This window comes from Vibrio sp. M260121, assembly GCF_036533715.1.
GTDB lineage: Bacteria > Pseudomonadota > Gammaproteobacteria > Enterobacterales > Vibrionaceae > Vibrio.
In genome coordinates, this window is record NZ_JATABF010000009.1 from 29,384 (window position 1) to 52,161 (window position 22,778).

At 45.4% G+C, this 22,778-nt stretch carries 19 protein-coding genes; 4 read left to right on the plus strand and 15 right to left on the minus strand.

Annotated elements, in window-relative coordinates:
- Window positions 1–47: 47 nt before the first annotated feature.
- The 3 genes from ileS to murJ all read right to left on the minus strand — a co-directional run bounded on the left by ileS (window position 48) and on the right by murJ (window position 5,509).
- Window positions 48–2,876, minus strand: a complete 2,829-nt coding sequence (gene ileS, locus QTO06_RS07475) for an isoleucine--tRNA ligase (RefSeq protein ID WP_009707692.1) — start codon at window positions 2,874–2,876, stop codon at window positions 48–50.
- Between the two features lie 64 nt (window positions 2,877–2,940).
- Window positions 2,941–3,876, minus strand: coding sequence for a bifunctional riboflavin kinase/FAD synthetase (ribF, locus tag QTO06_RS07480; RefSeq protein ID WP_033006234.1), 936 nt, complete (start codon window positions 3,874–3,876; stop codon window positions 2,941–2,943).
- A 70-nt stretch (window positions 3,877–3,946) separates the two neighbouring features.
- Complete coding sequence (gene murJ, locus QTO06_RS07485; RefSeq protein ID WP_331407326.1) at window positions 3,947–5,509, minus strand: murein biosynthesis integral membrane protein MurJ; 1,563 nt, start codon at window positions 5,507–5,509, stop codon at window positions 3,947–3,949.
- A gap of 294 nt (window positions 5,510–5,803) precedes the next feature.
- On the opposite strand from murJ, the gene rpsT reads away from it, so the two are divergent.
- A complete protein-coding gene (rpsT, locus tag QTO06_RS07490; RefSeq protein WP_005447926.1) occupies window positions 5,804–6,064 on the plus strand; it encodes a 30S ribosomal protein S20 in 261 nt (86 codons plus the stop codon).
- Window positions 6,065–6,196: 132 nt separating this feature from the next.
- Here the strand turns inward: rpsT and QTO06_RS07495 are convergent, their stop codons facing one another.
- Window positions 6,197–6,502: an ArsR/SmtB family transcription factor gene (locus tag QTO06_RS07495; protein WP_038888991.1), complete on the minus strand. Its 306-nt coding sequence runs from the start codon at window positions 6,500–6,502 to the stop codon at window positions 6,197–6,199.
- Window positions 6,503–6,628: 126 nt separating this feature from the next.
- On the minus strand, window positions 6,629–7,519 hold the full coding sequence (gene nhaR / locus QTO06_RS07500) for a transcriptional activator NhaR (RefSeq protein ID WP_009707695.1): 891 nt from the start codon (window positions 7,517–7,519) through the stop codon (window positions 6,629–6,631).
- A gap of 386 nt (window positions 7,520–7,905) precedes the next feature.
- On the opposite strand from nhaR, the gene QTO06_RS07505 reads away from it, so the two are divergent.
- Window positions 7,906–9,051 carry a Na/Pi symporter gene (locus QTO06_RS07505; RefSeq protein ID WP_029388715.1) on the plus strand — a complete coding sequence of 382 codons (1,146 nt, stop codon included), beginning with the start codon at window positions 7,906–7,908 and terminating at the stop codon, window positions 9,049–9,051.
- 494 nt (window positions 9,052–9,545) lie between these two features.
- Here the strand turns inward: QTO06_RS07505 and QTO06_RS07510 are convergent, their stop codons facing one another.
- Genes QTO06_RS07510 through rppH form a run of 5 tightly spaced genes read right to left on the minus strand, consistent with a single transcriptional unit; the run spans window position 9,546 to window position 14,840 of the window.
- Window positions 9,546–10,397 carry a thymidylate synthase gene (locus tag QTO06_RS07510; protein ID WP_331407327.1) on the minus strand — a complete coding sequence of 284 codons (852 nt, stop codon included), beginning with the start codon at window positions 10,395–10,397 and terminating at the stop codon, window positions 9,546–9,548.
- 9 nt (window positions 10,398–10,406) lie between these two features.
- Window positions 10,407–11,228 (minus strand): prolipoprotein diacylglyceryl transferase, encoded by an 822-nt coding sequence (lgt, locus tag QTO06_RS07515; RefSeq protein WP_005434890.1) that lies wholly within the window; start codon window positions 11,226–11,228, stop codon window positions 10,407–10,409.
- A gap of 39 nt (window positions 11,229–11,267) precedes the next feature.
- Complete coding sequence (locus tag QTO06_RS07520) at window positions 11,268–12,059, minus strand: sulfite exporter TauE/SafE family protein (protein ID WP_038888989.1); 792 nt, start codon at window positions 12,057–12,059, stop codon at window positions 11,268–11,270.
- Window positions 12,060–12,065: 6 nt separating this feature from the next.
- A complete protein-coding gene (ptsP, locus tag QTO06_RS07525; RefSeq protein WP_331407328.1) occupies window positions 12,066–14,312 on the minus strand; it encodes a phosphoenolpyruvate--protein phosphotransferase in 2,247 nt (748 codons plus the stop codon).
- 9 nt (window positions 14,313–14,321) lie between these two features.
- Window positions 14,322–14,840 carry an RNA pyrophosphohydrolase gene (gene rppH / locus QTO06_RS07530; RefSeq protein ID WP_005434895.1) on the minus strand — a complete coding sequence of 173 codons (519 nt, stop codon included), beginning with the start codon at window positions 14,838–14,840 and terminating at the stop codon, window positions 14,322–14,324.
- Window positions 14,841–15,458: 618 nt separating this feature from the next.
- Between rppH and mutH the strand changes: the two genes are divergently transcribed.
- Window positions 15,459–16,139 carry a DNA mismatch repair endonuclease MutH gene (mutH, locus tag QTO06_RS07535; RefSeq protein ID WP_331407329.1) on the plus strand — a complete coding sequence of 227 codons (681 nt, stop codon included), beginning with the start codon at window positions 15,459–15,461 and terminating at the stop codon, window positions 16,137–16,139.
- On the opposite strand, the gene QTO06_RS07540 is transcribed toward mutH, so the two are convergent.
- Entirely contained in the window at window positions 16,140–16,451 is a 312-nt protein-coding gene (locus QTO06_RS07540) for a DUF6482 family protein (RefSeq protein WP_005434899.1), read from the minus strand.
- 154 nt (window positions 16,452–16,605) lie between these two features.
- Here QTO06_RS07540 and QTO06_RS07545 point away from each other — a divergent pair, with 154 nt between their 5' ends.
- A complete protein-coding gene (locus QTO06_RS07545) occupies window positions 16,606–17,640 on the plus strand; it encodes an NADP(H)-dependent aldo-keto reductase (protein WP_331407330.1) in 1,035 nt (344 codons plus the stop codon).
- A gap of 124 nt (window positions 17,641–17,764) precedes the next feature.
- On the opposite strand, the gene QTO06_RS07550 is transcribed toward QTO06_RS07545, so the two are convergent.
- The 4 genes from QTO06_RS07550 to prfB form a co-directional block, all read right to left on the minus strand.
- On the minus strand, window positions 17,765–18,016 hold the full coding sequence (locus tag QTO06_RS07550; RefSeq protein WP_331407331.1) for a DUF1127 domain-containing protein: 252 nt from the start codon (window positions 18,014–18,016) through the stop codon (window positions 17,765–17,767).
- A gap of 507 nt (window positions 18,017–18,523) precedes the next feature.
- A complete protein-coding gene (vpsR, locus tag QTO06_RS07555; protein ID WP_012127033.1) occupies window positions 18,524–19,858 on the minus strand; it encodes a cyclic-di-GMP-binding transcriptional regulator VpsR in 1,335 nt (444 codons plus the stop codon).
- Window positions 19,859–20,103: 245 nt separating this feature from the next.
- Window positions 20,104–21,636, minus strand: a complete 1,533-nt coding sequence (lysS, locus tag QTO06_RS07560; protein ID WP_005434906.1) for a lysine--tRNA ligase — start codon at window positions 21,634–21,636, stop codon at window positions 20,104–20,106.
- A 35-nt stretch (window positions 21,637–21,671) separates the two neighbouring features.
- Window positions 21,672–22,770, minus strand: a protein-coding gene (gene prfB / locus QTO06_RS07565; RefSeq protein WP_100208484.1) for a peptide chain release factor 2 whose coding sequence is annotated in 2 segments (ribosomal slippage) — window positions 21,672–22,694 and window positions 22,696–22,770 — 1,098 coding nt in all. Because the reading frame shifts where the segments join, the coding sequence is not laid out codon by codon here.
- Window positions 22,771–22,778: the final 8 nt, after the last annotated feature.

Below are 22,778 nucleotides of genomic sequence, written 5' to 3' on the forward strand. Positions count from 1 at the left end.
AATACTGGGGCTGTTAATTTTAAAAAAAGTTCAGTCGTTCTAGGTGATTACGCGAATTTACGTACTTCACCTTCGCCGTCTACGTTAGACACACAACGACCACAGATCTTCTCGTGACCTTCGATTGTGCCTACGTCTGGCGTGTGGTGCCAACAACGGTCACACTTCTCGCCTTCAGCTGCTGCTACTTCAACAAACAAGCCTTCGATATCTGTCGCTTGTGCTGCATCCGTCTTCTCACCTAGAGGCTTAACTTTCGCAGCAGATGTTAGTAGAACAAAGCGCAGTTCATCTTCAAGTTTGTTGATCTTCGCCGCTAGTGCGTCATCAGCAAATAGAGTCACTTCAGCTTGTAGTGCACCACCGATGGTTTTCTCTTTACGCGCATCTTCTAGAAGTTTGTTTACTGCACCACGAACCGCTTGGATCTCAGTCCAGAATTCGTTGTTCAGCTCTTCACCTTCAGCAAGACCGAATAGGCCGTCGAACCACTCACCAGTGAATACGAACTTGTCGCGTTGACCTGGCATTTCGTTCCAGATTTCATCTGCTGTGAACGACATGATTGGTGCCATCCAACGAACTAGCGCTTCTACGATGTAGTAAAGTGCTGTCTGACAGCTACGTTGAGCGTTGCCGCCACGTTTTGCTGTGTACTGACGGTCTTTAATTACGTCTAGGTAGAAAGAGCCCATTTCGATTGAACAGAATTGCATTAGACGCTGAGTTACACCGTGTGTGTTGTACTCTTCGTATGCTTTAACGATCTCTTCTTGTGCTGCTAGTGCACGACCAACCGCCCAGCGATCTAGCGCAACCATCTCTTCAACAGGAACGATGTCTGTTTCAGGGTTGAAGCCGCTTAGGTTAGCAAGGAAGAAACGCGCTGTGTTACGGATACGACGGTAAGCATCTGCACTACGTTTTAGGATTTCATCAGAAACCGCAACTTCACCAGTGTAGTCTGTTGAAGCAACCCATAGACGAAGAATGTCAGCACCTAGCTTGTTAGTTACGTCTTTTGGCGCAACCACGTTACCGATAGATTTAGACATCTTACGACCGTGACCATCAACCACGAAACCGTGTGTCAGTACTTGTTTGTAAGGCGCTTCATCTTTCATCGCGATAGATGAAATTAGAGAAGACTGGAACCAACCGCGGTGTTGGTCAGAACCTTCTAGGTATAGGTCTGCACTGTTGCCGTTGTACTCCTCACGAGCATCAACAACTGAGAAGTGAGTTACACCTGAATCGAACCATACGTCTAACGTATCTAGTACTTTTTCGTATTGGTCAGCGTCAGCACCTAGTAGTTCAGCTGCATCGACATCCCACCATGCTTGGATGCCTTTTTCTTCAACCAGCTTAGCGACTTTCTCGATCAGCTCTAGCGTGTTTGGATGAAGTTCTGCTGTTTCTTTATGAACAAACAGAGCAATTGGCACACCCCAAGTACGTTGACGAGAGATACACCATTCAGGGCGACCTTCGATCATACCTTCAATGCGGCTTTGACCCCACTCAGGCATCCACTCTACGTTCTTGATTGACTCTAGTGCTTTAGCACGTAGGCCAGCTTGGTCCATAGAAACGAACCATTGAGGCGTAGCACGGAAGATGATTGGAGTCTTATGACGCCAACAGTGTGGGTAGCTGTGCTCGTAAGCGTGGTGGTGTAGTAGTGCACCTTTTTCTTTCAGTACTTCTACTACCGCATCGTTCGCTTTAAATACGTGCTGACCAGCAAATAGCTCTGTATCTGGTAGGTAAACGCCGTTTGAACCAACTGGGTTTGCTACTTCTAGGTTGTACTTGTTACCAACCGCGAAGTCTTCTTGACCATGACCAGGTGCAGTGTGAACAACACCAGTACCTGAATCAGTCGTAACGTGATCACCAAGGATCGCCGGTACAGTGAAATCGTAGAATGGGTGTTGGAATTGAGAAAGTTCAAGATCCGCACCTTTAGCAAAGCCAAGGTTGTGGAAGTGCTCGATACCTGCACGGTCCATTACGTCTTTCGCCAGCTCAGCAGCAACGATGATACGCTCAGCGTTGTCGCCTTCTGTTTGGATAAGTACGTACTCTAGATCATCACGTAGACATACTGCGCGGTTTGCTGGCAGTGTCCAAGGTGTTGTTGTCCAGATAACGATAGATACGTCACCGTGACCTTCATGACCTTCTGTTAGTTCAAACTTAGACAATAGTGCCGCTTCGTCAGCCGCTTTGAAGCGAACGTCGATAGATGGCGATACTTTATCTTTGTACTCAACTTCTGCTTCAGCAAGAGCTGAACCACAGTCTGTACACCAGTGAACTGGTTTAAAACCTTTCAGTAGGTGACCTTTGCTTGCGATCTTACCAAGAGCACGGATGATGTTCGCTTCAGTTGCGAAATCCATAGTGCGGTATGGCTTGTCCCACTCACCCATGATGCCAAGACGCTTGAAGCTCTCTTTTTGACCTTCAACCTGACCTGCAGCGTACTCACGACATTTCTCGCGGAACTCAGCTGCTGTCACTTTTTGACCTGGTTTGCCGACTTTCTTCTCTACCATCAATTCGATTGGTAGACCGTGGCAGTCCCAGCCTGGGATGTAAGGTGCGTCAAAACCTGAAAGTGTTTTGGATTTAATAATAATGTCTTTAAGAATCTTGTTTAGTGCGTGACCAATGTGAATGTCACCGTTCGCATAAGGAGGGCCATCGTGCAATACAAATGACTTTTTGCCTTTTTTAGCTTTACGGATTTCACCGTAAAGATCTTCTTTGTACCAACGCTTAAGCATTTCTGGCTCACGATTAGCCAGGTTGCCGCGCATTGGAAACCCTGTTTCAGGTAAGTTCAGGGTATCTTTATACTCACTCATCGATTCTTAATTCCGTTATATTGGGCGAAAATTAGACATTATGTTGAACGGTGGAATAAACCGCTCAACGCTTAAGCTGACGCAGCCACACCCTTGCTGCTTCAGCATCCAATACGATTTGTTGTTTAAGTGCTTCAAACGACTCAAACTTTTGCTCGTCTCTAAGTTTATGCAAAAGTTTCACTTCTAGCTGTTTACCATATAAATCAGCGTGAAAGTCGAATAAGTGTACTTCTAACTGTTGGCGAACACCATTTACTGTTGGTCGTTGACCAATGTTAGCGACGCCACCAATCGGCTTATCTCCTAAGCCAAGCGCTTGAACAACATAGACTCCGGAAACCGGAGAAACACAGCGCTTCAACGGAATATTTGCCGTTGGGAACCCAATGGTTCGACCTAGCTTTCTTCCGTGTGAAACACGACCGCTGATGCTGTAATCTCTTCCCAGCATCTCCTGCGCGGAATGCAAATCATCACGAGCCAGCGCTTTGCGAATCGCAGTGCTACTCACTCGTAATTGCTGTAAACAAAAGCTTTGGGTACTTACGACTTCAAAGCCGTACTTTTCCCCTGCTTCTTGTAACATCGCAAAATTACCTGTTCGACCTTTGCCAAAACAGAAATCATCACCAATGACAAGAAACTTAACACCCAATCGACCAACCAACAAGTCACGGATAAACTCTTCCGCCGTTAGGTCAGCAAAATGACGATTGAAGTTAACGCAAAGCAAGCGATCAATGTCGAGCTTACTCAACTGAACAAATTTATCACGCAGTCGCGTTAACCTCGCAGGTGCCTTATCTCGAGCAAACAGCTCCATCGGCTGAGGTTCAAAGGTCATCACAACCGAAGGCAACGAAAGTTTCTCCGCTTGCTCAGACACTTGCTGCAATACTTGTTGATGGCCTCTATGTACGCCATCGAAGTTGCCAATAGTCAGCACGCAACCATGATGGCGCGACTTGATATTGTGAATGCCTCTGATCAGTTCCATTGGATACTGCTTTATGCCTCTGTTTTTACTTTGCACTGTGTGAAACTGACGGATTATATACCAATCAACCTTATTCTGTCCCAGCTTTTAGGTCTTTTAAACGTACGCCGAGTAAAAACACAACGGCTAGGTAAACGACAGCACCAAGTCCAATCAACATTCCTAGCACGCCACTACGGTGAGCAAAGCTCCAATCCAACCACACAGACATGTCTTCAAGTTGCCATAAGATAGCCGCAACCATCGCTGCACCAGCTATCATCAAACGTATAATAAAGAAGACAGTTCGCTTAGTGATTTGGTACACACCGGCAATGTGCAAGCCGCGGTATAGCAGCGCCATGTTTACAAAAGCAGAAAGCGCCGTCGCAATAGCAAGACCAACGTAACCGTAGAAGTATGCAAAGATCGCGTTGAAGACCATATTCGTCACCATTGCAATGATGCCGTACTTCACTGGGGTTTTGGTGTCTTGACGCGAGTAGTAACCTGGCGCAAGCACTTTAATCAGCATGAAGTTAAGCAGACCAGAAGCATACGCTAATAAAGAGAGAGAGGCTTGATGTACGTCTTGCGGAGAAAACTCACCGCGCATGAATAGCACCATCAACATTGGCTTCGCTAGTACCATCAAACCAAGCATTGCAGGAATACCTAATAAGGTAACCATGCGTACGCCCCAATCCATGGTGTGTGCAAAACCTTCACTGTGTGCGTCTACATGTTTACGCGATAGTGAAGGAAGAATCACCGTGGCAATCGCGATACCAAACAGACCTAGTGGGAATTCCAATAAGCGATCGGAATAGTACAACCAACTGATCGAACCGGTTTGTAGGAAACTGGCAATAAAGGTATCAAACAGTAAGTTAATTTGGCTTACCGACACACCAAATAGAGCAGGAATCATAAGGGTGCGGATCTTCACCACGCCCGGATCGCGCCAGCCCCATTTTGGCTTAACCATCACACCCGCTTTAATAAGGAAAGGAATTTGGAATAAGAACTGCACCAAGCCCCCCAGAAGAACACCGATGGCAAGACCGATTTCTGGCTGCGATATCTGCGGCGAGATAAACCATGCAGCCAAAATGATCATCACATTAAGGAAGACAGGGGTAAAAGAAGAAACCGCAAACTTACCTAACGTATTGAGGATAGCCCCCGAAAGCGCTACAAAAGTGATGAACCATAAATAAGGAAAGGTAATCTTGAGCATCACGCTGGCAAGTTCGAACTTCTCAGCCGCCGGACCACCATGCATCCAGTCCAAAAACCAACCAAAGCCAAAAAGTGCCGTTACGACACCAGAGCCTAAAACCCCGAGAATGGTAACAATAGAGACAATCACACCTAACGTACCAGCAGCACGGGCAATCAATTCTCGGGTTTTGTCCATATCCCCTTGGGCGTGGCTTTCGGTTAGTACTGGTACAAAAGCCTGAGAAAACGCGCCTTCAGCAAACAGACGACGTAAGAAATTAGGGATTTTATTGGCAAAGAAGAAGACGTCGGCACTCGCGCCGGCCCCCATCAAGTTTGCTACTACTACATCACGAACTAAACCTAGGACGCGCGAAATTAATGTCATGGCACTGACGATCATGCCAGACTTGAGCAGTCGTTTACTCACTGTAACCTCGGAATATCACCAAAAGATAGCCAACCCTATTCCTCTAAGCCTTTGAAAGCTACAAATGGGCGTTAAAAATATATCCGTTTATTGTCAGATCTAGGCGGATAATTATTAGCAATGGTCTAAAAATGCTGTTAGAATCCCCGCCATCTTAACCGCGATGACCTTTGTTACCAAAATTTGTTTTGGTTTCGATTGGTTTTTGCACAAATCATTTGACATTTAGGCGCAAATGAGGGATAGTCCTCGCCCTTAAATTGTCATAGAAATAAGTTTTTGGGAGTTAGACCCTTGGCAAATAGTAAATCTGCTAAGAAGCGCGCTATCCAAGCTGAGAAACGTCGTCAGCACAATGCTAGCCGTCGCTCAATGATGCGTACTTACATGAAGAAAACTGTTGCTGCTATCGAAGCAGGCGACAAAGAAGCTGCAACTGCTGCATTCGCTGCAGTTACACCTATCCTAGACCGTATGGCGACTAAAGGCCTTATTCACAAGAATAAAGCAGCTCGTCATAAGTCTCGTTTCACTGCACAAATCAAAGCTCTTTAATAGAGAATTGATTCCACAGTGAAGAAAAAACCGGCTCACGCCGGTTTTTTTATATCTAAAATTTAGTGTTACTAAATTGAAAGCATAAAAAAAAGCTGGCAATGCCAGCTTTTTCTCATTTGTGACCTGTCATCACACGGTAGCTTCTGCACAATAGAGGCCATGAAGTGTTTGAATAAGCTCTTTCACTTCATCACTCTTTAATGTGTAGTAGACCGTTTGCGCTTCTTTTCGCGTTGCAACCAACTCATCGCGTCGAAGCCACGCTAAGTGCTGAGACAGTGCCGATTGACTCAACTCTAGTTTTGCGCAAAGCTCCCCGACCGAAAGCTCTTGATTATGCAGCATGCAAAGGATTTGTAAGCGTCTTTCATTTGCCATCGCTTTAAGCAACACGACAGCTTTGGCGGAGTTTTTCTCCATTTCTTGTAGATTCATGTGCTGTACCTCTAGCTACAACTTACTTTCCCCAACCCTGGCCAGTTTGTTGTGTTACAAAGATTTTATAATTTCGAGTTATAATTTTGTCGATAGTAATCTATTTATTTGCGCAACGAAACTTGTTCATTCAAACATTTGGCTAAAATCTGCATCACAAACGTTCTTTACTGCTGGATGTTGTATCATTCGCTCGGCAAAGATGACGTAATACTCTTCTTTAAGGTCGTCTACATGACCGATCAGCTGCAAATTACGGTCATCTTCAATCTCCGACATATAAACCGTCGGTGCTAAGAAAATGACATCATCGCGATATCGAGCAAAGGCCTTCATTAACGCCACATCATCAAATTCACCCAATACATCTGGTTGCAATCCTTGACGATCAAACCACTGAAGAACTTTACGTCCCATTGCGGTTCGGCTAGCAGGAATGAGCAGTTTTTTCTTTTCAAGGATTTCAGGGAACTTCACATCGGCGATTTCAGAGGAGGCAAAAAAGCTCATACTGCTTTCGCCAAGCTTTTTACTGTACAAGCCAGGACTTTGTGTCGAATCTACCGGGCAATCGGAAAGTATCATGTCGAGCTTATGTTGCGACAAACGTTCTAGTAGTAGCTCGTGCGTCGACTCGTAACAGCGTAAGTGAATGCTGTTATCTTCCGGAACTGTCGTCATTAATACTTTGCTAACGAGTCGCTTTGACAATGCATCGGCGACACCGACTTCAAATAGGATATTGGAGTGCTGGCTATAGTTGACGATATCAAGCATCTCGTAGCTCAAACCAAACATACGATCCGCATATTTAAATACCAATTGTCCAAGCTCTGTTGGCTCAACCGTTCGCCCGTTCCGCTTGGTCAACTTCCCCTTCATACGGTCTTCAAGTGCTTTAATCTGTCCTGTCACAGTTTGTGGCGTCAGGAACAATGCATCGGCAGCTTTTGTTACCGAGCCTTGTTTACACACCATCCAGAAGTAATAAAGGTGGTTATAGTTTAAGTGCGACATAGCCATTCCCTAGAAAGAAGATGACACTTTTTATATCAAATGTGACAACGACAAACAATAACTTCGACAAAACCTACACAAACATAAGAAAACAATAGTTTTACCGAAAATATCATATTCATACTGTCATAAAACTTGAAGCAAAACGCACTTTTTTAATCTGCTCTTAAAACTTATCAATAAAACAAAAGTGAAATTAAATCATATAAAATCAATAACTTATTTTCATGTGAATTTTTCTTCACAGATAACTATCAAAAAGAATAATAAAAATTCTCCATAGAAACTGAACTGTCATATTACTGAAATATTTCATCTCTAACATCGCCCTCAGTTTCAACAACAGACCAAATAAACGAACTGAAAGGTCCACGGAGAAAATTATGATGAACCAAGCTACTTCTACAGCAGCACCAATCTCGAGCACGACTCGCTGGTTACGCTGGGCTAACTTGGCATTCATGTTGTATCTGCTTCTTCTAGCAGTATCTATGGTTGGTAGCGGCTTCAAATGGGCAACTGGCGATCAAGCTAAAGTACTCTTTGAATTTGCGTCTCACCCAGTCGCAGGTCTAATGATCGGTTTGGTAGCTACGGCACTGATCCAGTCTTCAAGTACCGTAACTTCTATTATTGTGGGCTTGGTTGCAGGTGGTCTACCTGTAGAAACCGCTATCCCTATGGTAATGGGTGCTAACATCGGTACAACCGTAACAAATACACTTGTTTCGCTTGGTCACGTTCGTTGTAAAGACGAATTCAAACGTGCATTCGCAAGTGCAACAATCCACGACTTCTTTAACCTACTTGCAGTACTGATCTTCCTACCATTGGAAATGATGTTCGGCATCCTAGAGAAAATCTCTCACTGGTTGGTATCGCCATTGCTAAATACAGGTGATATGAGCATGAAAGGCTTTGATTTCATCAAGCCAATCACTAAACCAGTAGTAAGTGCAATCAAAGAGCCACTAGCAACATTTGGCGACACTATGGGTGGCGTAGCGCTAATCGCTCTAGGTATCGGTACTATCTTCGTAGCTATCACGGTTATGGGTAAACTAATGAAGAGCCTAATGGTTGGTCGTGCACGTGACATCCTTAAGAACGCAATCGGTCGTGGTCCTATCCACGGTATCGTATCGGGCTCTGTAGTTACTGTTCTTGTTCAGTCTTCTTCTACGACAACAAGTCTAATGGTTCCACTAGTAGGCTCAGGTGTTCTAAAAGTACGTGACATCTACCCATTCACTCTAGGTGCAAACATCGGTACATGTATCACGGCTCTACTAGCAGCAACAGCGGTATCTGGCGAGTTCGCAGTATTCGCACTGCAAATTGCACTAGTACACCTAACGTTCAACATTCTGGCGACATTGTTCATCTTCGGTATCCCGTTCCTACGTGAGATTCCAGTGAAATGTGCAGAAGTGATTTCAGAACTAGCTATTAAGAATAAAGCGGTTGTAGCAGGTTACCTACTGGCAGTATTCATCGTGCTACCAGGCTCTATCCTTGCTCTGACAGCATAATAATAAGATTACCATCGCTTATTTTAGGCTCCACTTCGGTGGGGCCTTTTTTCGTTTTGGGGAAGCGAAAACGGGCTCGCCCTATGGAACGCTACGCTTCGGGATAAGGGATAAGGGATAAGGGATAAGGGATAAGACTCGATTATATCCACCTAGGACGGTAAGTTCTGTCAATACTCTCTAACCTTCACTGAGCTTCCAGCGCCACACTCTCGCTACCTACAGCAAAGTGCTTTCATTTCTTAATCACGCAGTAAACTGTGGTAAAAGAGACTCCCGACGACGCTCCTTCGTCGCTTTCGGGAATGACACCATTTGATTTCAGAGTGATTGAACGTCATCCTCAAGAGCGAGGCACGCGCGAGTTGGGGAGCTTTTATTCCCTCTCACATCTCGGAGCGAAGCGTTCCTCAGGGCAAAGCCCGTTCCTTCCCCCCGCCCTTCGGGCGTAAAAAAGCCGCCCATAAAGGCGGCTTAGAAACTCAATATACTCGTTAAACTGAGAACGGGTACTGAATTGGGTCGTGATGCTCGTAACCTTCTACCCAGAAGTCATCTAAGGTTACCCATGTTTCCAAATCTTCTAACGATTTGATTTCTGGGTTGATGTGGAAAGTTGCGGCTTTTAGTGGGTCACGCTTCAACTGGATGTCACGCATTGGCGCAAGCTGATCTTCGTAGATGTGTGCGTTAACAATCTTATGGTAAGCCTGACCAGGTTTCTTACCTGTGATTTGCGCCATGATTGCCAAGAACACATACACTTGAACCATATTGAAGTTCAGACCCAGCGGAACGTCACAAGAGCGCTGTGTGCTGTTTAGGTACAACGTGCCACCTAACAGTGAGAAGTGGTGGCTGTACATACATGGACGCAAACAGCCCATGTGGAATTCGCCAGGGTTGTAGAAGTTTAGGATTTCACCACGGTCATCAACACCGCGCGTCAAATCATCCACAATCTTACGCAGCTGGTCGATATGACCGCCATCTGGCTTCGCCCATGAACGACCTTGAACGCCGTATACGCGTCCCATGTCGTCTTCACCCTTACGGAATGGGTTGTTCAACCATGCTTCATTTAGGTTTGCGTTCGCATCCCATGTTTTCGTACCTAGCTTACGGAAATCTTCAGCGTTGTCGTAGCCACGGATATAACCAAGTAGCTCAGCAACTGCCGCTTTCCAAAAGCTCTTACGTGTCGTTACTAATGGGAATTGGTTGTTAGCAACATCGTAGGTCAAGTCTGCGTTGATCACCGTTAGGCAGCGTTTGCCTGTGCGTTCGTTTTCAACCCAAGTGCCTTGGTCAACGATACGCTGACACAAATCTAAATACTGTTTCACACCAATTCCTTACTTCGTTTCTGCTTGGACTTTGTCTTGGTACAGACCACGTTTGTACGCCCAAACCATCATTAGAACACCCAGAATGATCATCGGTGACGATAGGATTTGTCCCATCGAAATGTAACCACCAAATAGACCAAGCTGTGCATCCGGTTCGCGGACAAACTCAACTAGGAAACGGAATGTACCATATCCAGCTAAAAATAGCCCTGATACCGCACCTAAAGGACGAGGCTTTTTGATGAACCAGTTCAGAATGAAGAACAGCACAATGCCCTCTAGGAACATCTCATAAAGCTGGGATGGGTGACGAGGCAATGGACCGCCATTCGGGAAGATGATCGCCCATGGTACGTCTGTTACGCGTCCCCAAAGTTCGCTGTTCATGAAGTTACCCATACGGCCCATGCCAAGGCCAAATGGAACCAATGGGGCTACAAAGTCTGCTACACCAAAGAAAGTGCGACCATTCTTATGTGCGTACCAGAACATGGCCGTGATAACACCTAACAGACCGCCGTGGAATGACATACCACCCGTCCAAACTTTGAATAGGTATAACGGGTCTGCTAAGAACAAATCAAAGTTGTAGAAAATCACATAGCCAACACGGCCACCAATCACTACCCCAAGGAAACCCGCAAACAACAAGTCAGAAACTTGCTCACGCGTCCAACCACTACCCGGCTTATCTGCACGACGATTTGCCAACCATAGTGCGAACATGAAGCCGACTAGGTACATCAAACCGTACCAACGAACAGAAACAGGACCAATAGAGACTAAAACCGGATCAATATTGGGAAATTCAAAGTATCCCTGAGACATAAATCATTCTCTTCTTATTACTAATAAAACAGGTGGACTTTACAGCAGCATAGTCGCTGCAACGAACATCAAGAACACAGCAAAAATCTTCTTCAAGACTGCTGTTGGAAGGTTGGTTGCCATCTTCGCGCCGACTTTCGTCGTGAGCATCGACGTCATTGCAATCGCCGCTAAAGCTGGCAGGTAAACATAACCCACACTGTAGTCAGGTAACCCTTCTACCTTGTAGCCATGTAATATGAATCCAATCATGCCTGAAATGGCAATCACGCAGCCGCACACCGACGAGGAGCCAACCGCTTTACGCATTTCAATACCATGCTTGTTTAAAAAAGGCACCGACAGCGAACCACCGCCAATACCAGCAAGACTTGAAACCACACCAATTCCCGTTCCGTACATCATAGTGACCGGACTACTCGGCATTGGCTTCTCGCTTTTCGTCTTAATTGAGCGAAACATCTGCACAGCTAGACACAGCACAATCACCCCAAAGACTTTCGGTAAGTAATGCGTTGGGATCCACTCGGCGATATTGGCACCAACAAAACCGCCAATCACCACGCCAGGCATCAGCCATTTGACGACGAACATATCGACGTTGCCAAGCTTAAGGTGATTAAGCGCCGATGACCCCGAAGTGACGATGATGCTCGCTAATGACGTTGCTAACGCCATGTGCATGCTCATCTCTGGAGAGATACCAGCAAGAGGAAGAAGATAAAGTAGTGCAGGTACAACAATTAGCCCGCCTCCGATACCAAGAAGCCCAGCCATCACGCCTACAAAAGCGCCCAGCGCGAGCAATAATATGAATAAAGAGATGGTCACAATTACCTACTTCTTACCTGCACGAATAAAGCCGGCAAAACCTTGTTGAATAAAGAAATCGTGCATCATTTGATGGATTTCTTGCCCGTAAGAGCATGACATGGCCTTTTCGACGAGTTTTTCTAATTCTTTTTTCTGGCTATGACGAATCAAATATTTCACCTTAGCCACGTTCGAGGTGTTCATACTCAAACTGTTGTAGCCTAAGCCCAACAGGAGCAACGCACCAAATGGATCACCAGCTAGCTCACCACAAATACACACAGGCACTTGATATTGGTGGCAAACATCGTGAATCTGTTTTAACGCTAACAATACCGCTGGATGCATGGATTCATAGACATCCGCAACACGGGAATTGTTCCGATCGACAGCCAACAAATATTGCGTTAAGTCGTTGGTACCGACGGAAACGAAGTCAACACGGTGAGCGATAGCCGGCAGCAAGTACACCATTGAAGGCACTTCGATCATCACCCCAACCTTCGGAGCTTGAATTCGCTCATCCAACAACACCACCTCGCTGTAGGCTTGATTAATCAGTGCGACGGCGTCGTCGAACTCTTTAATGCCTGACACCATTGGCAATAAAATGCTCAAGTTACCACTTTCCGCACTCGCCCTTAGCATCGCTCTCAATTGGATCAAAAAGATGTCTGGGTGATCCAAGGTAAAACGAATACCACGCCAGCCTAAAAATGGGTTGTCTTCATCAATAGGCAAATACGGCAATGGTTTATCACCACCGATATCTAGGGTGCGCATTACAACGCGTTGATTCGGGTAACTGTTCAGAATCGCTTGGTACTGATGATACTGCTCATCTTCAGACGGAAAGTGATGCTGAAGTAAAAAAGCGATTTCCGTTCGATACAAACCAACGCCATCAACACCGGAGTTGATCGCGATATTGCTATCGGCACTCAAACCCGCGTTGAGCATTACTTCAACATGGCAACCATCTTGCGTGATCGCAGGCAGTGCTAAGTCTTTGTTCACCATGGCGAACAATTCAGACTCTTCACTAACAAGGCTACGATACTCACGCAAAAGCTGCCTGTTCGGTTCTAAATAAATCTCACCAGTGTACCCATCAACAATGCCGTTCTTACCATTTACGACGCTGGTGTTGATGTTCGCGCCCATGATGGCAGGAACACCCAATGCACGTGAGAGAATCGCAGCGTGGGAGTTTGCAGCACCTTCTAGTGACACCACAGCCAACAGATGTTGCTTTGGAATTGATGCGAGTAAAGTCGCCGTAAGTTCATTGGCAACCAAGATCACCGGACGATCAATCGAGGCATGCTCTTGCTCACTGTTGTGCAAGAAATACAGCAGACGTTGTCCCAACTCTCGAATATCTTGCGCGCGCTCACGCAGGTACACGTCTGACATACGCGCAAAGCGGTTCGAGTAGGTTTCAACAACTTGGCGCAATGCCCAGTCAGCACGATCGCCTTTTTCAATCTGCTTCTTGAGATCGCCACGCAGCATTGGATCGTTGAGTAAGTGAGTAAAAAGGTCGAAGATCGCCAAGGCGTCTTTATTGATTTCACTGTCGAACTTCTTGCGCATACGACGAAAATCGCTCAGCGCCCTTTCCACCGCGACCGCAAGCAGTTCATGCTCTCGTTCTTTATCTAAGGCAGAGGCAGGGAAAACATCGCTCAAATTAGGCTGGGTATTGTCAAACCAGAACTCACCTATCGCGACCCCCGTTGAAGCTGGTAGCCCTTTAATCACCTTTGGTTTAGAGGCAAGTTGCCAATGACCGAGATTTTGCGCATGGGCAATCAGTATTGCAATCTGAGCAGACAAGGTAACAAGGAAAGACTCTTCCATCTCACTGAACAAACGCGGCGTTTTCTGCTGGATAACCAACACACCTAATACTTGCTTACGATGAATGATCGGTGTGCCTAGGAAGGAGTGGTACACCTGCTCACCCAACTGAGGGAAGAATTTAAAATCAGGGTGAGTAGAAGCCTCAGCAAGGTTTAATGGCTCTGCACTGCGCTTCACCAAACCGACTAAGCCTTCATTGAAGTTGATATGAATGCTATCGCCTTCAAAAATCAGGCCTTGAGTTGCCATTAACTCAAGGCGCTGCATTTCGTCGTTAGCAAGATAGATAGTACAACATTCAGTGCATAGGGCTGCGCAAGTCTCTTTTACTAATATGTCGAGTGCCAGATGCACGTCATCGACTCTGGAGACTTTTTCAACTATTTCCCTTAGCTGACTGAGCATGTTAATCCTCTATCTACGTTGCTTTTTTCTTTTCCCTTTCGTCTTGCGCTCTCGAAAAGGCATGGCTAAAGATGCAAACTCTTTCATTGCGCGACGGTATACGTCACGCTTGAAAGAAACAACTTGCCTAACTGGATACCAGTAGCTTACCCAGCGCCAACCATCAAATTCAGGGGATTTCCCACGCTGCATATTAATGCGGGATTCATCGCATTCTAATCGCAGCAGAAACCATTTCTGTTTTTGGCCGATACAAACAGGCTTGGAGTCCCAACGCACCAATCGCTTTGGTAGCTTATATCTTAACCAATGACGACTTGTTGCGATGATCTTAACGTCTTTTTTCGTCAGACCGACTTCTTCATATAACTCCCTGAACATGGCTTGTTCAGGTGTTTCACCTTCGTCAATCCCACCTTGTGGAAATTGCCATGAGTGTTGCCCGTATCGTTTAGCCCAGAAGACCTGACCATGGTTATTACATATCACAATACCAACATTGAGTCGGTAACCATCGCCATCTATCACTGGCTAACCTCTATGAATAATTTTTTATTACCGTGATTTTTCCACATATCCCCATTACTAGCAAACTTACTGATGTGATATGAGCAAGATTTATTAGCTTTTGGCCAATTTTGGATATCTTTTGAACAAATATTATTTTATCAACACAAGACTGAGACATAGCCCACATTTATTCACCTTTTCTGTGAATAACTTTGTGAAGAAAACGCTATCAACAAAGAATTTTGTTCAAAACCATTATTGGCAACATTTATAAAGGTTTAAACCAAAACACATAAGAATATGATTAATAAAGATTTAAATTTAAAACTGATGATTTATTGATCTTATTTTTCCTGATGATCTTTTCATCAAATACAGATCGGTCAAAGATCGCACAATCGGTTATTTATCCACATTAGACAGGTAAGACTTCATGATATCTTAATAAAATCAAGTCTCAATCACGTACCAAACCCCTGTTTATTCATCCAGCCCAGCTAGAGATCCTATTGGTCACTTCCTAATCTGTGGATAAGTTATGGATTGATCATTCTTAACCCAGCTCGATGAAATCTTCGACAGAGGATTTTATTCAAATTTGTTAGACTAGATGTTTTCCAACACCACCTTGTCATTATGAAACCAGAACCACAATCTGAAGCAGAACTGATGGAACGCGCGCACGACATTGCGGGCTTAAGCTTTACAGAGCTTGCCAAAGAGGCAGGCATGACAGTTCCTGAAAACTTAAAACGCGATAAAGGCTGGGTTGGGCAATTACTGGAATGGCACTTAGGTGCACCAGCTGGCAGTAAACCGCAACAAGATTTCGCTAAGCTTGGGATCGAGCTAAAAAGCATTCCGATCAGTTATTCTGGCAAACCATTAGAAACAACCTTCGTCTCTGTTGCGCCACTGACAGGAGTACAAGGCTTAACATGGGAAACCAGTCACGTGCGTAACAAGCTATCTCGTGTGCTTTGGGTTCCAGTGGAAGGAGAACGTGAGATTCCGTTAGCTGAACGCCGCGTCGGTAGCCCTTTGATTTGGTCACCGGATCAAGAAGAAGAGTTAATTCTGAAAAACGACTGGGAAGAATTGATGGAATTGATCGTTTTGGGTAAGTTTGATCAAATTTCCGCCAGACACGGAGAAGCGCTTCATCTGCGCCCTAAAGCCGCGAACGCAAAAGCACTGACGGAAGCTTACAGTTCAAATGGTAAGCCGATAAAAACCCTGCCCCGCGGTTTCTACCTCAGGACACAATTCACCGAACAGATACTATTGAAGCACTACATCAACGCTCAATCAGAGTGATCAATGCGTTACGAGTGACAATTCAATATCGCAGTAAGAGGCTGTACCCTCGCTACCGAACTCATCGTATGCGTTGTGCAGTCTCAAATACGCTTTATCAATCCCCAACCTCAGCAGCTCTTCTTTCACCAAATCTAACGATCCAAAATGAATCGGATCTTCGCCGTCTTTGATTGGCTCTAGTTGGTGTTTGTACTCCACTGCTAACAGATAGTCAGAGACATCAGAACAACCTATCACAAAGACCTTCGGAGTTTTATAGGAGTCTTTGTGGTGGCCATGCAACCACATGTCGAGTTGATGCTTCTGCATAATGCACCTCCTTCACAAGATCCTTTAAGTCTAGTTACCGTATTGATAAGTTTCGAGTTAACTACAAAGCGAAACTTAAATCATTTGCGACAGCAACTAAAAATCTCCTATATTGGAATGACTTATTCAGTCGGTAACTCTTCAAGGATGTGAAATGCAATATACAAAACTACCGCACTCATCACTCGAGATCAGTAAGATCTGCCTTGGCACTATGACGTTTGGTGAGCAAAATACCGAACAAGAAGCTTTTCAACAGCTCGACTTTGCCCTCGATCATGGGGTGAACTTCATCGATACTGCCGAGATGTATCCCGTACCACCGAAAGCAGAAGCACAAGGACTCACCGAGCAGTACATTGGCAATTGGTTAGCGAAAAGCGGTAAACGCGAGAAAGTGGTTTTAGCAACGAAAGTCGCTGGTCCGCGCAACGTCCCATACATTCGTGAAAACATGAGCCTTAACCGTCGCCATATTCACACTGCGATCGACGATAGCTTAAAACGCCTGCAAACCGATTATGTCGATCTATACCAATTGCATTGGCCACAGCGTCAGACCAACTGCTTTGGTCAGCTCAACTACCCTTACCCAGATAAGCAAGAAGAGGTCACGCTGATCGAGACCCTTGAAGCTCTCACGGAGTTAGTCAACGCAGGTAAAGTGCGTTACATCGGTGTCTCAAACGAAACGCCATGGGGCGTGATGTCACTGCTACGTTTAGCAGAAAAACATGATTTACCGAGAATCGTCTCGATTCAGAACCCGTATAACTTATTGAACCGCAGCTTCGAAGTCGGCTTATCTGAAATCAGCCATTACGAAGGCGTTCAGCTACTCGCATACTCACCGCTGGCGTTTGGCTGCTTAAGTGGTAAATACCTCAACGGAGCCAAACCAGAAGGTGCGCGTTGCACAATTTGGGAACGCTTTGCTCGCTACTTCACACCACAAGGCGTTAAAGCGACAGAAGCATACGTCAACCTAGCTCGTGACCACGGTTTAGACCCTTCGCAAATGGCGCTTGCCTTCGTGAATCAGCGTCCATTTGTTGGTTCTAACATCATTGGTGCGACTAACCTAGAGCAACTGAAGTCCAATATCGACAGCATCAATATTCATCTAAGTGAAGAATTGCTTAATGACATCCAAGCGATTGGTACGACTTACTCGAACCCTTGCCCATAGTGAGCGCCGAGCAAACAATACAACACCAAACGTAATAACGAAAAAGGCTGACCATGATGGTCAGCCTTTTTTCTTAGCCCAAATTGAATCGAATGTGTGTGGGAGTTTCAACTTGGGCTTTCGATTACGTCAGTATTCGCGAAGTTAACACACGACGAAGGTGACGAACTCGACGTTCAACTTTTACCGCGTCAGGTACGCTAGCTTGTGTTGAACGGCCATCTTTATCCAGGCCAATGTCTTTTAGTAAGTGCTCGTTAATCCATGGAATATCATGAGAACTACGACGAACCATACGTTGCCATTGCTTTTCTTCACGTTTCAGATCGGCTTTCAAAAGCACCGTGGCCAGTTTTAGATAGATAGAGTGACGCATAATTTTTCTCCAAATAGCGATAGATAATCGACTGGGAAAAATAGTGGGATAATTAAACAGAGAGATTCTGTTGAGACTAAGCCGCTACTTTTCCGCAGCCTAGTAAAATAGAAAGGTTACGGATTAATTTAATCTAATGAGCCAGTAAAATCTGGTTTGGTCGCATCAAAGGTTGAGCGAGCATCAGACATACGATCAGCGCAAGCAGTGGTGTTAACAACGTAATGTTTCATCTTGCGCCTCCTAGCTAAAAATTAATCCGTGATTGATGTGGTATAACTCATTGAGTTACGGTTGAATTGTAAGCAACAGAGGATATTTATCAAACCATTTTTGTCCTTTCGATTAAAAACAAACCAATAGGCTAAAATTAGGTTTCATATAGTTTTTTGAATAACATATTCAACTAAGGAATATATAAAAACTCGAGTTTTATAAATACCCAACATTTACGCACAAAAAAGGAGCGACATTCCGCTCCTTTCATCTTGCTGCTAGATAGACGGTTTATACCGTCTGCTCTGAAATCAAGTTGTGTTTGTTCAGTAATCGATACATGGTAGCACGCGATACACCAAGCTCTTTTGCGGCATTCGATACCTGACCGGAGTGCGACTCCAACACCACCAGCAATGCATCTCGTTCGCTCTTCTCACGAATCGACTTCAGACTGCGTTTTGAGTCATTACGTTGAGGCAAGTCTAAGTGATGCTCTTCAATCATGACGCTATCAGACATCAGAACTGCGCGTTTAACTTGGTTCATCAACTCACGGACGTTACCTGGCCAGAAGTAACGGGTCAGCGCTTTCAAAGTGTCTTCCGAGAAGCTCTTTGCCTGTGAGTTGTACTCTTTTGAGAACTCCTGCAGGTAGAAACGCGCCAACAAAGCGATGTCACTTGCTCGCTCTTTCAAGCTCGGTACGTTGATGCGCAGTACGTTGATATAATGGTAAAGCTCTTCATTGAAGTCACCATCGATTAGCGCTTTCTCAACGTCGGATGAGTTCGCAGCCAGAACACGCACATTAACGTTTTTCGCGCCATCACGAGTCTCAATCGTACCTTCTTGCAAGAAGCGCAAGAGATTCATCTGCTGCTCTTTCGAAATCGTTAAGATGTCATTGAAAAGAACGGTACCGCCATCAGCTTGCTCAAGTAGGCTTGGCCCCATCTCTTCATCGGCATCAATACCAAACACTTCCGCTTGGAAACGTTGCTCGTTGAGTGCACGACAGTTGATTGACAAAAATGGCTTGTGAGAGCGTGAAGAGACTTTATGAATCGCACGCGCAACGGCCTCTTTACCAGTACCGCTTTCGCCGTAGATAAGAATACTCACATCCGTTGGACCAATACGTTTCACTTGATCACGCAGACGCTTCATTGGGATAGATTCACCAATCAACCCCATGTCTAGGCTATTACCAAAGCTTGGCCAGACTTTCTTCTCTAGTTTTAGCATGCCCAATTGGTGGCCAATGGTGCTTAGCAGCTGCGCATCTGGGATTGGCGCAGTGAAGAAGTCGATACAGAAGTTCACGATGAACTGACAGATGGTATCAGTTCCAAGTTGAGATTCGCGGATGAACGCCAACCAACGCACGTGCTTATGAGAACTCACTAAGTTTGCTAAACCGTTAAGACTGAACTCATCATGGCTGAGGTCAACTATACCAATGCATGGTCCAATATCTTCTAACAATGTGTTGGCTTTACGTAAGTCACCCACTTGGTGACACTTCCATCCCACTTGTTCTAGTACTGATAACCAAGGTTCGTAAGTACCGCCAACTACGACTAGCGATCCCGGAATGGAATCCATCTTAAACTGCCCAGCCATTCTTTAACCCTTATTGATTGTTGATAGAAATTTCGCTCCACAAACCCATCTTTGCGAACGGGTAACATTATCGAGACTGTGCCTGATGAAGTCTGTCTCAATATTAAGACTATGCAACAGATTGAGATTTGGCGAATGGTTATTTGACTATACCATCCGGACTTAAATGCAAATAGTTGAATTAGCTCAAATTAAAGTTACAAAAAAACCACCCGAAGGTGGTTTTTTATAACTCAGCGAGGAGATTACGCTTGTGGGCGCATCGCTGGGAATAGGATCACGTCACGGATAGTGTGTGTGTTAGTCAGCAGCATAACTAGGCGGTCGATACCGATACCTTGGCCTGCTGTTGGCGGTAGGCCGTGCTCTAGTGCAGTGATGTAGTCTGCATCGTAGAACATTGCTTCGTCATCACCAGACTCTTTCGCTTCAACCTGTGCTTTAAAGCGCGCGTCTTGGTCTTCAGCGTCGTTAAGCTCAGAGAAGCCGTTCGCTACTTCACGGCCACCGATGAAGAATTCAAAGCGGTCAGTGAAGAACGGGTTGTCATCGCTACGACGAGCCAATGGAGAGATATCTGCTGGGTAGCCAGTGATGAACGTTGGCTGCATTAGCTTAGGTTCTGCTGTTTCACCAAAGATCTCTTCAAGAAGCTGACCACATGTCCAGAATGGTTCTACTTCAACGTGAACAGATTTCGCGATAGAAACCATTAGGTCACGGTTTTGAATGTCTTCTTCTGTTAGCGCTTGGATTTGCGCGTGGTCTGGGTTGTAGTGCTTGATTGCTTCGAACATGCTCATACGAGTGTAAGTGCCACCAAACTCAACCGTGTCTTCACCGTAAGGCATTGACGTTGAACCTAGAACTTCTAGAGCAACTGAGCTTAGTAGCTCTTCAGTTAGGTCCATCAGATCTTTGTAGTCTGCGTACGCCATGTAGAATTCCATCATTGTGAATTCTGGGTTATGACGTGGAGAAAGACCTTCATTACGGAAGTTACGGTTGATTTCGAATACGCGATCAAAACCACCAACAACTAGACGCTTCAGGTATAGCTCTGGCGCAATACGTAGGTACATTGGCATGTCTAGTGCGTTGTGGTGCGTGATGAATGGACGCGCACTCGCACCGCCAGGGATAACGTGCATCATTGGCGTTTCAACTTCCATGAACTGCTTAGAGATCATGAAATTACGGATTGCAGACATTACTTTAGAACGTACTACGAACGCTTGACGAGAATCTTCGTTAACGATTAGGTCAACGTAACGTTGACGGTAACGCATCTCTTGGTCAGTTAGACCGTGGAATTTCTCTGGAAGTGGACGTAGTGCTTTAGTTAGCAACTCGTACTCTTCCATGTTCACGTATAGGTCGCCTTTACCAGACTTGTGAAGTGCACCTTTCACACCGATGATGTCACCGATATCTAGGCCTTGGTATTGGTCTTTCAGTACTTTTTGTACCGCTTTGTCAGCGTAAGCTTGGATACGGCCAGAAGTTTCTTGGATTACCAAGAATGGACCACGTTTAGCCATGATACGGCCAGCGATTGCTACCACGTGGTTAAGCTCTTCTAGCTCTTCCTTCGTCTTTTCACCGAACTCTTTCTGAAGGTCGCCCGCTAGTGCGTCACGACGGAAGTCGTTTGGATGGCCGTTCGCTTTGCAGCTCTTTCGGATTGCATCCAGTTTAGCGCGGCGTTCAGCAATTAGCTTGTTCTCTTCTTGTGCAGAGGCTTCTTGTACAGTTTCGTTTTGAACAGCATCAGTCATTTTCGATGTATCCTGTTTTTTGTCGGTGAAAAGCTTTATAGACCTGATTTCAGGCTAGCTTCAATAAATTTGTCCAGATCGCCATCAAGAACCGCTTGAGTATTACGGTTTTCAACGCCCGTACGGAGGTCTTTAATGCGCGAGTCATCCAATACGTAAGAACGGATCTGGCTACCCCAGCCAATGTCAGACTTAGCGTCTTCATTAGCTTGTTTTTCCGCGTTTTGCTTTTGCAATTCAAGCTCAAATAGCTTCGCTCGAAGCTGTTTCATTGCCTGATCTTTGTTCTTATGCTGAGAACGGTCGTTCTGACATTGCACTACTGTGTTCGTTGGAACGTGCGTGATACGTACCGCAGATTCAGTTGTGTTAACGTGCTGACCACCTGCACCTGACGCACGGTAAACGTCGATACGTAGGTCAGACGGGTTAATGTCGATATCAATGTTTTCATCAATCTCTGGGTAGATAAACGCAGAAGCAAATGAGGTATGACGACGGCCGCCTGAATCGAATGGCGATTTACGAACAAGACGGTGAACGCCTGTTTCTGTACGTAGCCAGCCGTAAGCGTACTCACCAGAGATCTTCACAGTTGCGCCCTTAAGACCCGCAACTTCGCCTTCCGATACTTCGATCACCTCAGACTTAAAGCCTTTCGCTTCAGCCCAACGTAGGTACATACGTAGCATCATGTTGGTCCAGTCTTGTGCTTCTGTACCACCTGAGCCTGCTTGCAAATCGATGTAGCAATCAGAGCTGTCGTGGTCGCCAGAGAACATACGACGGAATTCAAGCTGTTCTAGCTTCTCTTCCAACTCAGCAAGTTCTGGTTCGATTTCGTCAAACGTTTCTTGATCTTCTTCTTCAACCGCAAGTTCTAGAAGACCTTCAACGTCCTCTACACCTTGTTCCAGTTGATCGATCGTCTCTACAACCGCTTCAAGAGATGCACGCTCTTTACCTAGTGCTTGTGCACGTTCTGGCTCGTTCCATACATCCGGTTGTTCAAGTTCTGCGTTGACCTCTTCTAGACGCTCTTTCTTAGCGTCATAGTCAAAGATACCCCCTCAGGACATTCGTGCGCTCAGACACGTCCTGCAGACGGTTTTTAATTGGATTGATTTCAAACATGTTGGCTC

Excerpts from the sequence above, each read along its gene's own strand:
- vpsR (WP_012127033.1), bottom strand. The coding sequence starts at position 19,858 with ATGGCTGGGCAGTTTAAGATGGATTCCATTCCGGGATCGCTAGTCGTA.
- ptsP (WP_331407328.1), bottom strand. The coding sequence starts at position 14,312 with ATGCTCAGTCAGCTAAGGGAAATAGTTGAAAAAGTCTCCAGAGTCGAT.
- nhaR (WP_009707695.1), bottom strand. The coding sequence starts at position 7,519 with ATGTCGCACTTAAACTATAACCACCTTTATTACTTCTGGATGGTGTGT.
- QTO06_RS07545 (WP_331407330.1), top strand. The coding sequence starts at position 16,606 with ATGCAATATACAAAACTACCGCACTCATCACTCGAGATCAGTAAGATC.
- ribF (WP_033006234.1), bottom strand. The coding sequence starts at position 3,876 with ATGGAACTGATCAGAGGCATTCACAATATCAAGTCGCGCCATCATGGT.
- lysS (WP_005434906.1), bottom strand. The coding sequence starts at position 21,636 with ATGACTGATGCTGTTCAAAACGAAACTGTACAAGAAGCCTCTGCACAA.
- QTO06_RS07505 (WP_029388715.1), top strand. The coding sequence starts at position 7,906 with ATGAACCAAGCTACTTCTACAGCAGCACCAATCTCGAGCACGACTCGC.
- QTO06_RS07540 (WP_005434899.1), bottom strand. The coding sequence starts at position 16,451 with ATGCAGAAGCATCAACTCGACATGTGGTTGCATGGCCACCACAAAGAC.
- QTO06_RS07495 (WP_038888991.1), bottom strand. The coding sequence starts at position 6,502 with ATGAATCTACAAGAAATGGAGAAAAACTCCGCCAAAGCTGTCGTGTTG.
- ileS (WP_009707692.1), bottom strand. The coding sequence starts at position 2,876 with ATGAGTGAGTATAAAGATACCCTGAACTTACCTGAAACAGGGTTTCCA.
- mutH (WP_331407329.1), top strand. The coding sequence starts at position 15,459 with ATGAAACCAGAACCACAATCTGAAGCAGAACTGATGGAACGCGCGCAC.
- lgt (WP_005434890.1), bottom strand. The coding sequence starts at position 11,228 with ATGTCTCAGGGATACTTTGAATTTCCCAATATTGATCCGGTTTTAGTC.
- QTO06_RS07550 (WP_331407331.1), bottom strand. The coding sequence starts at position 18,016 with ATGCGTCACTCTATCTATCTAAAACTGGCCACGGTGCTTTTGAAAGCC.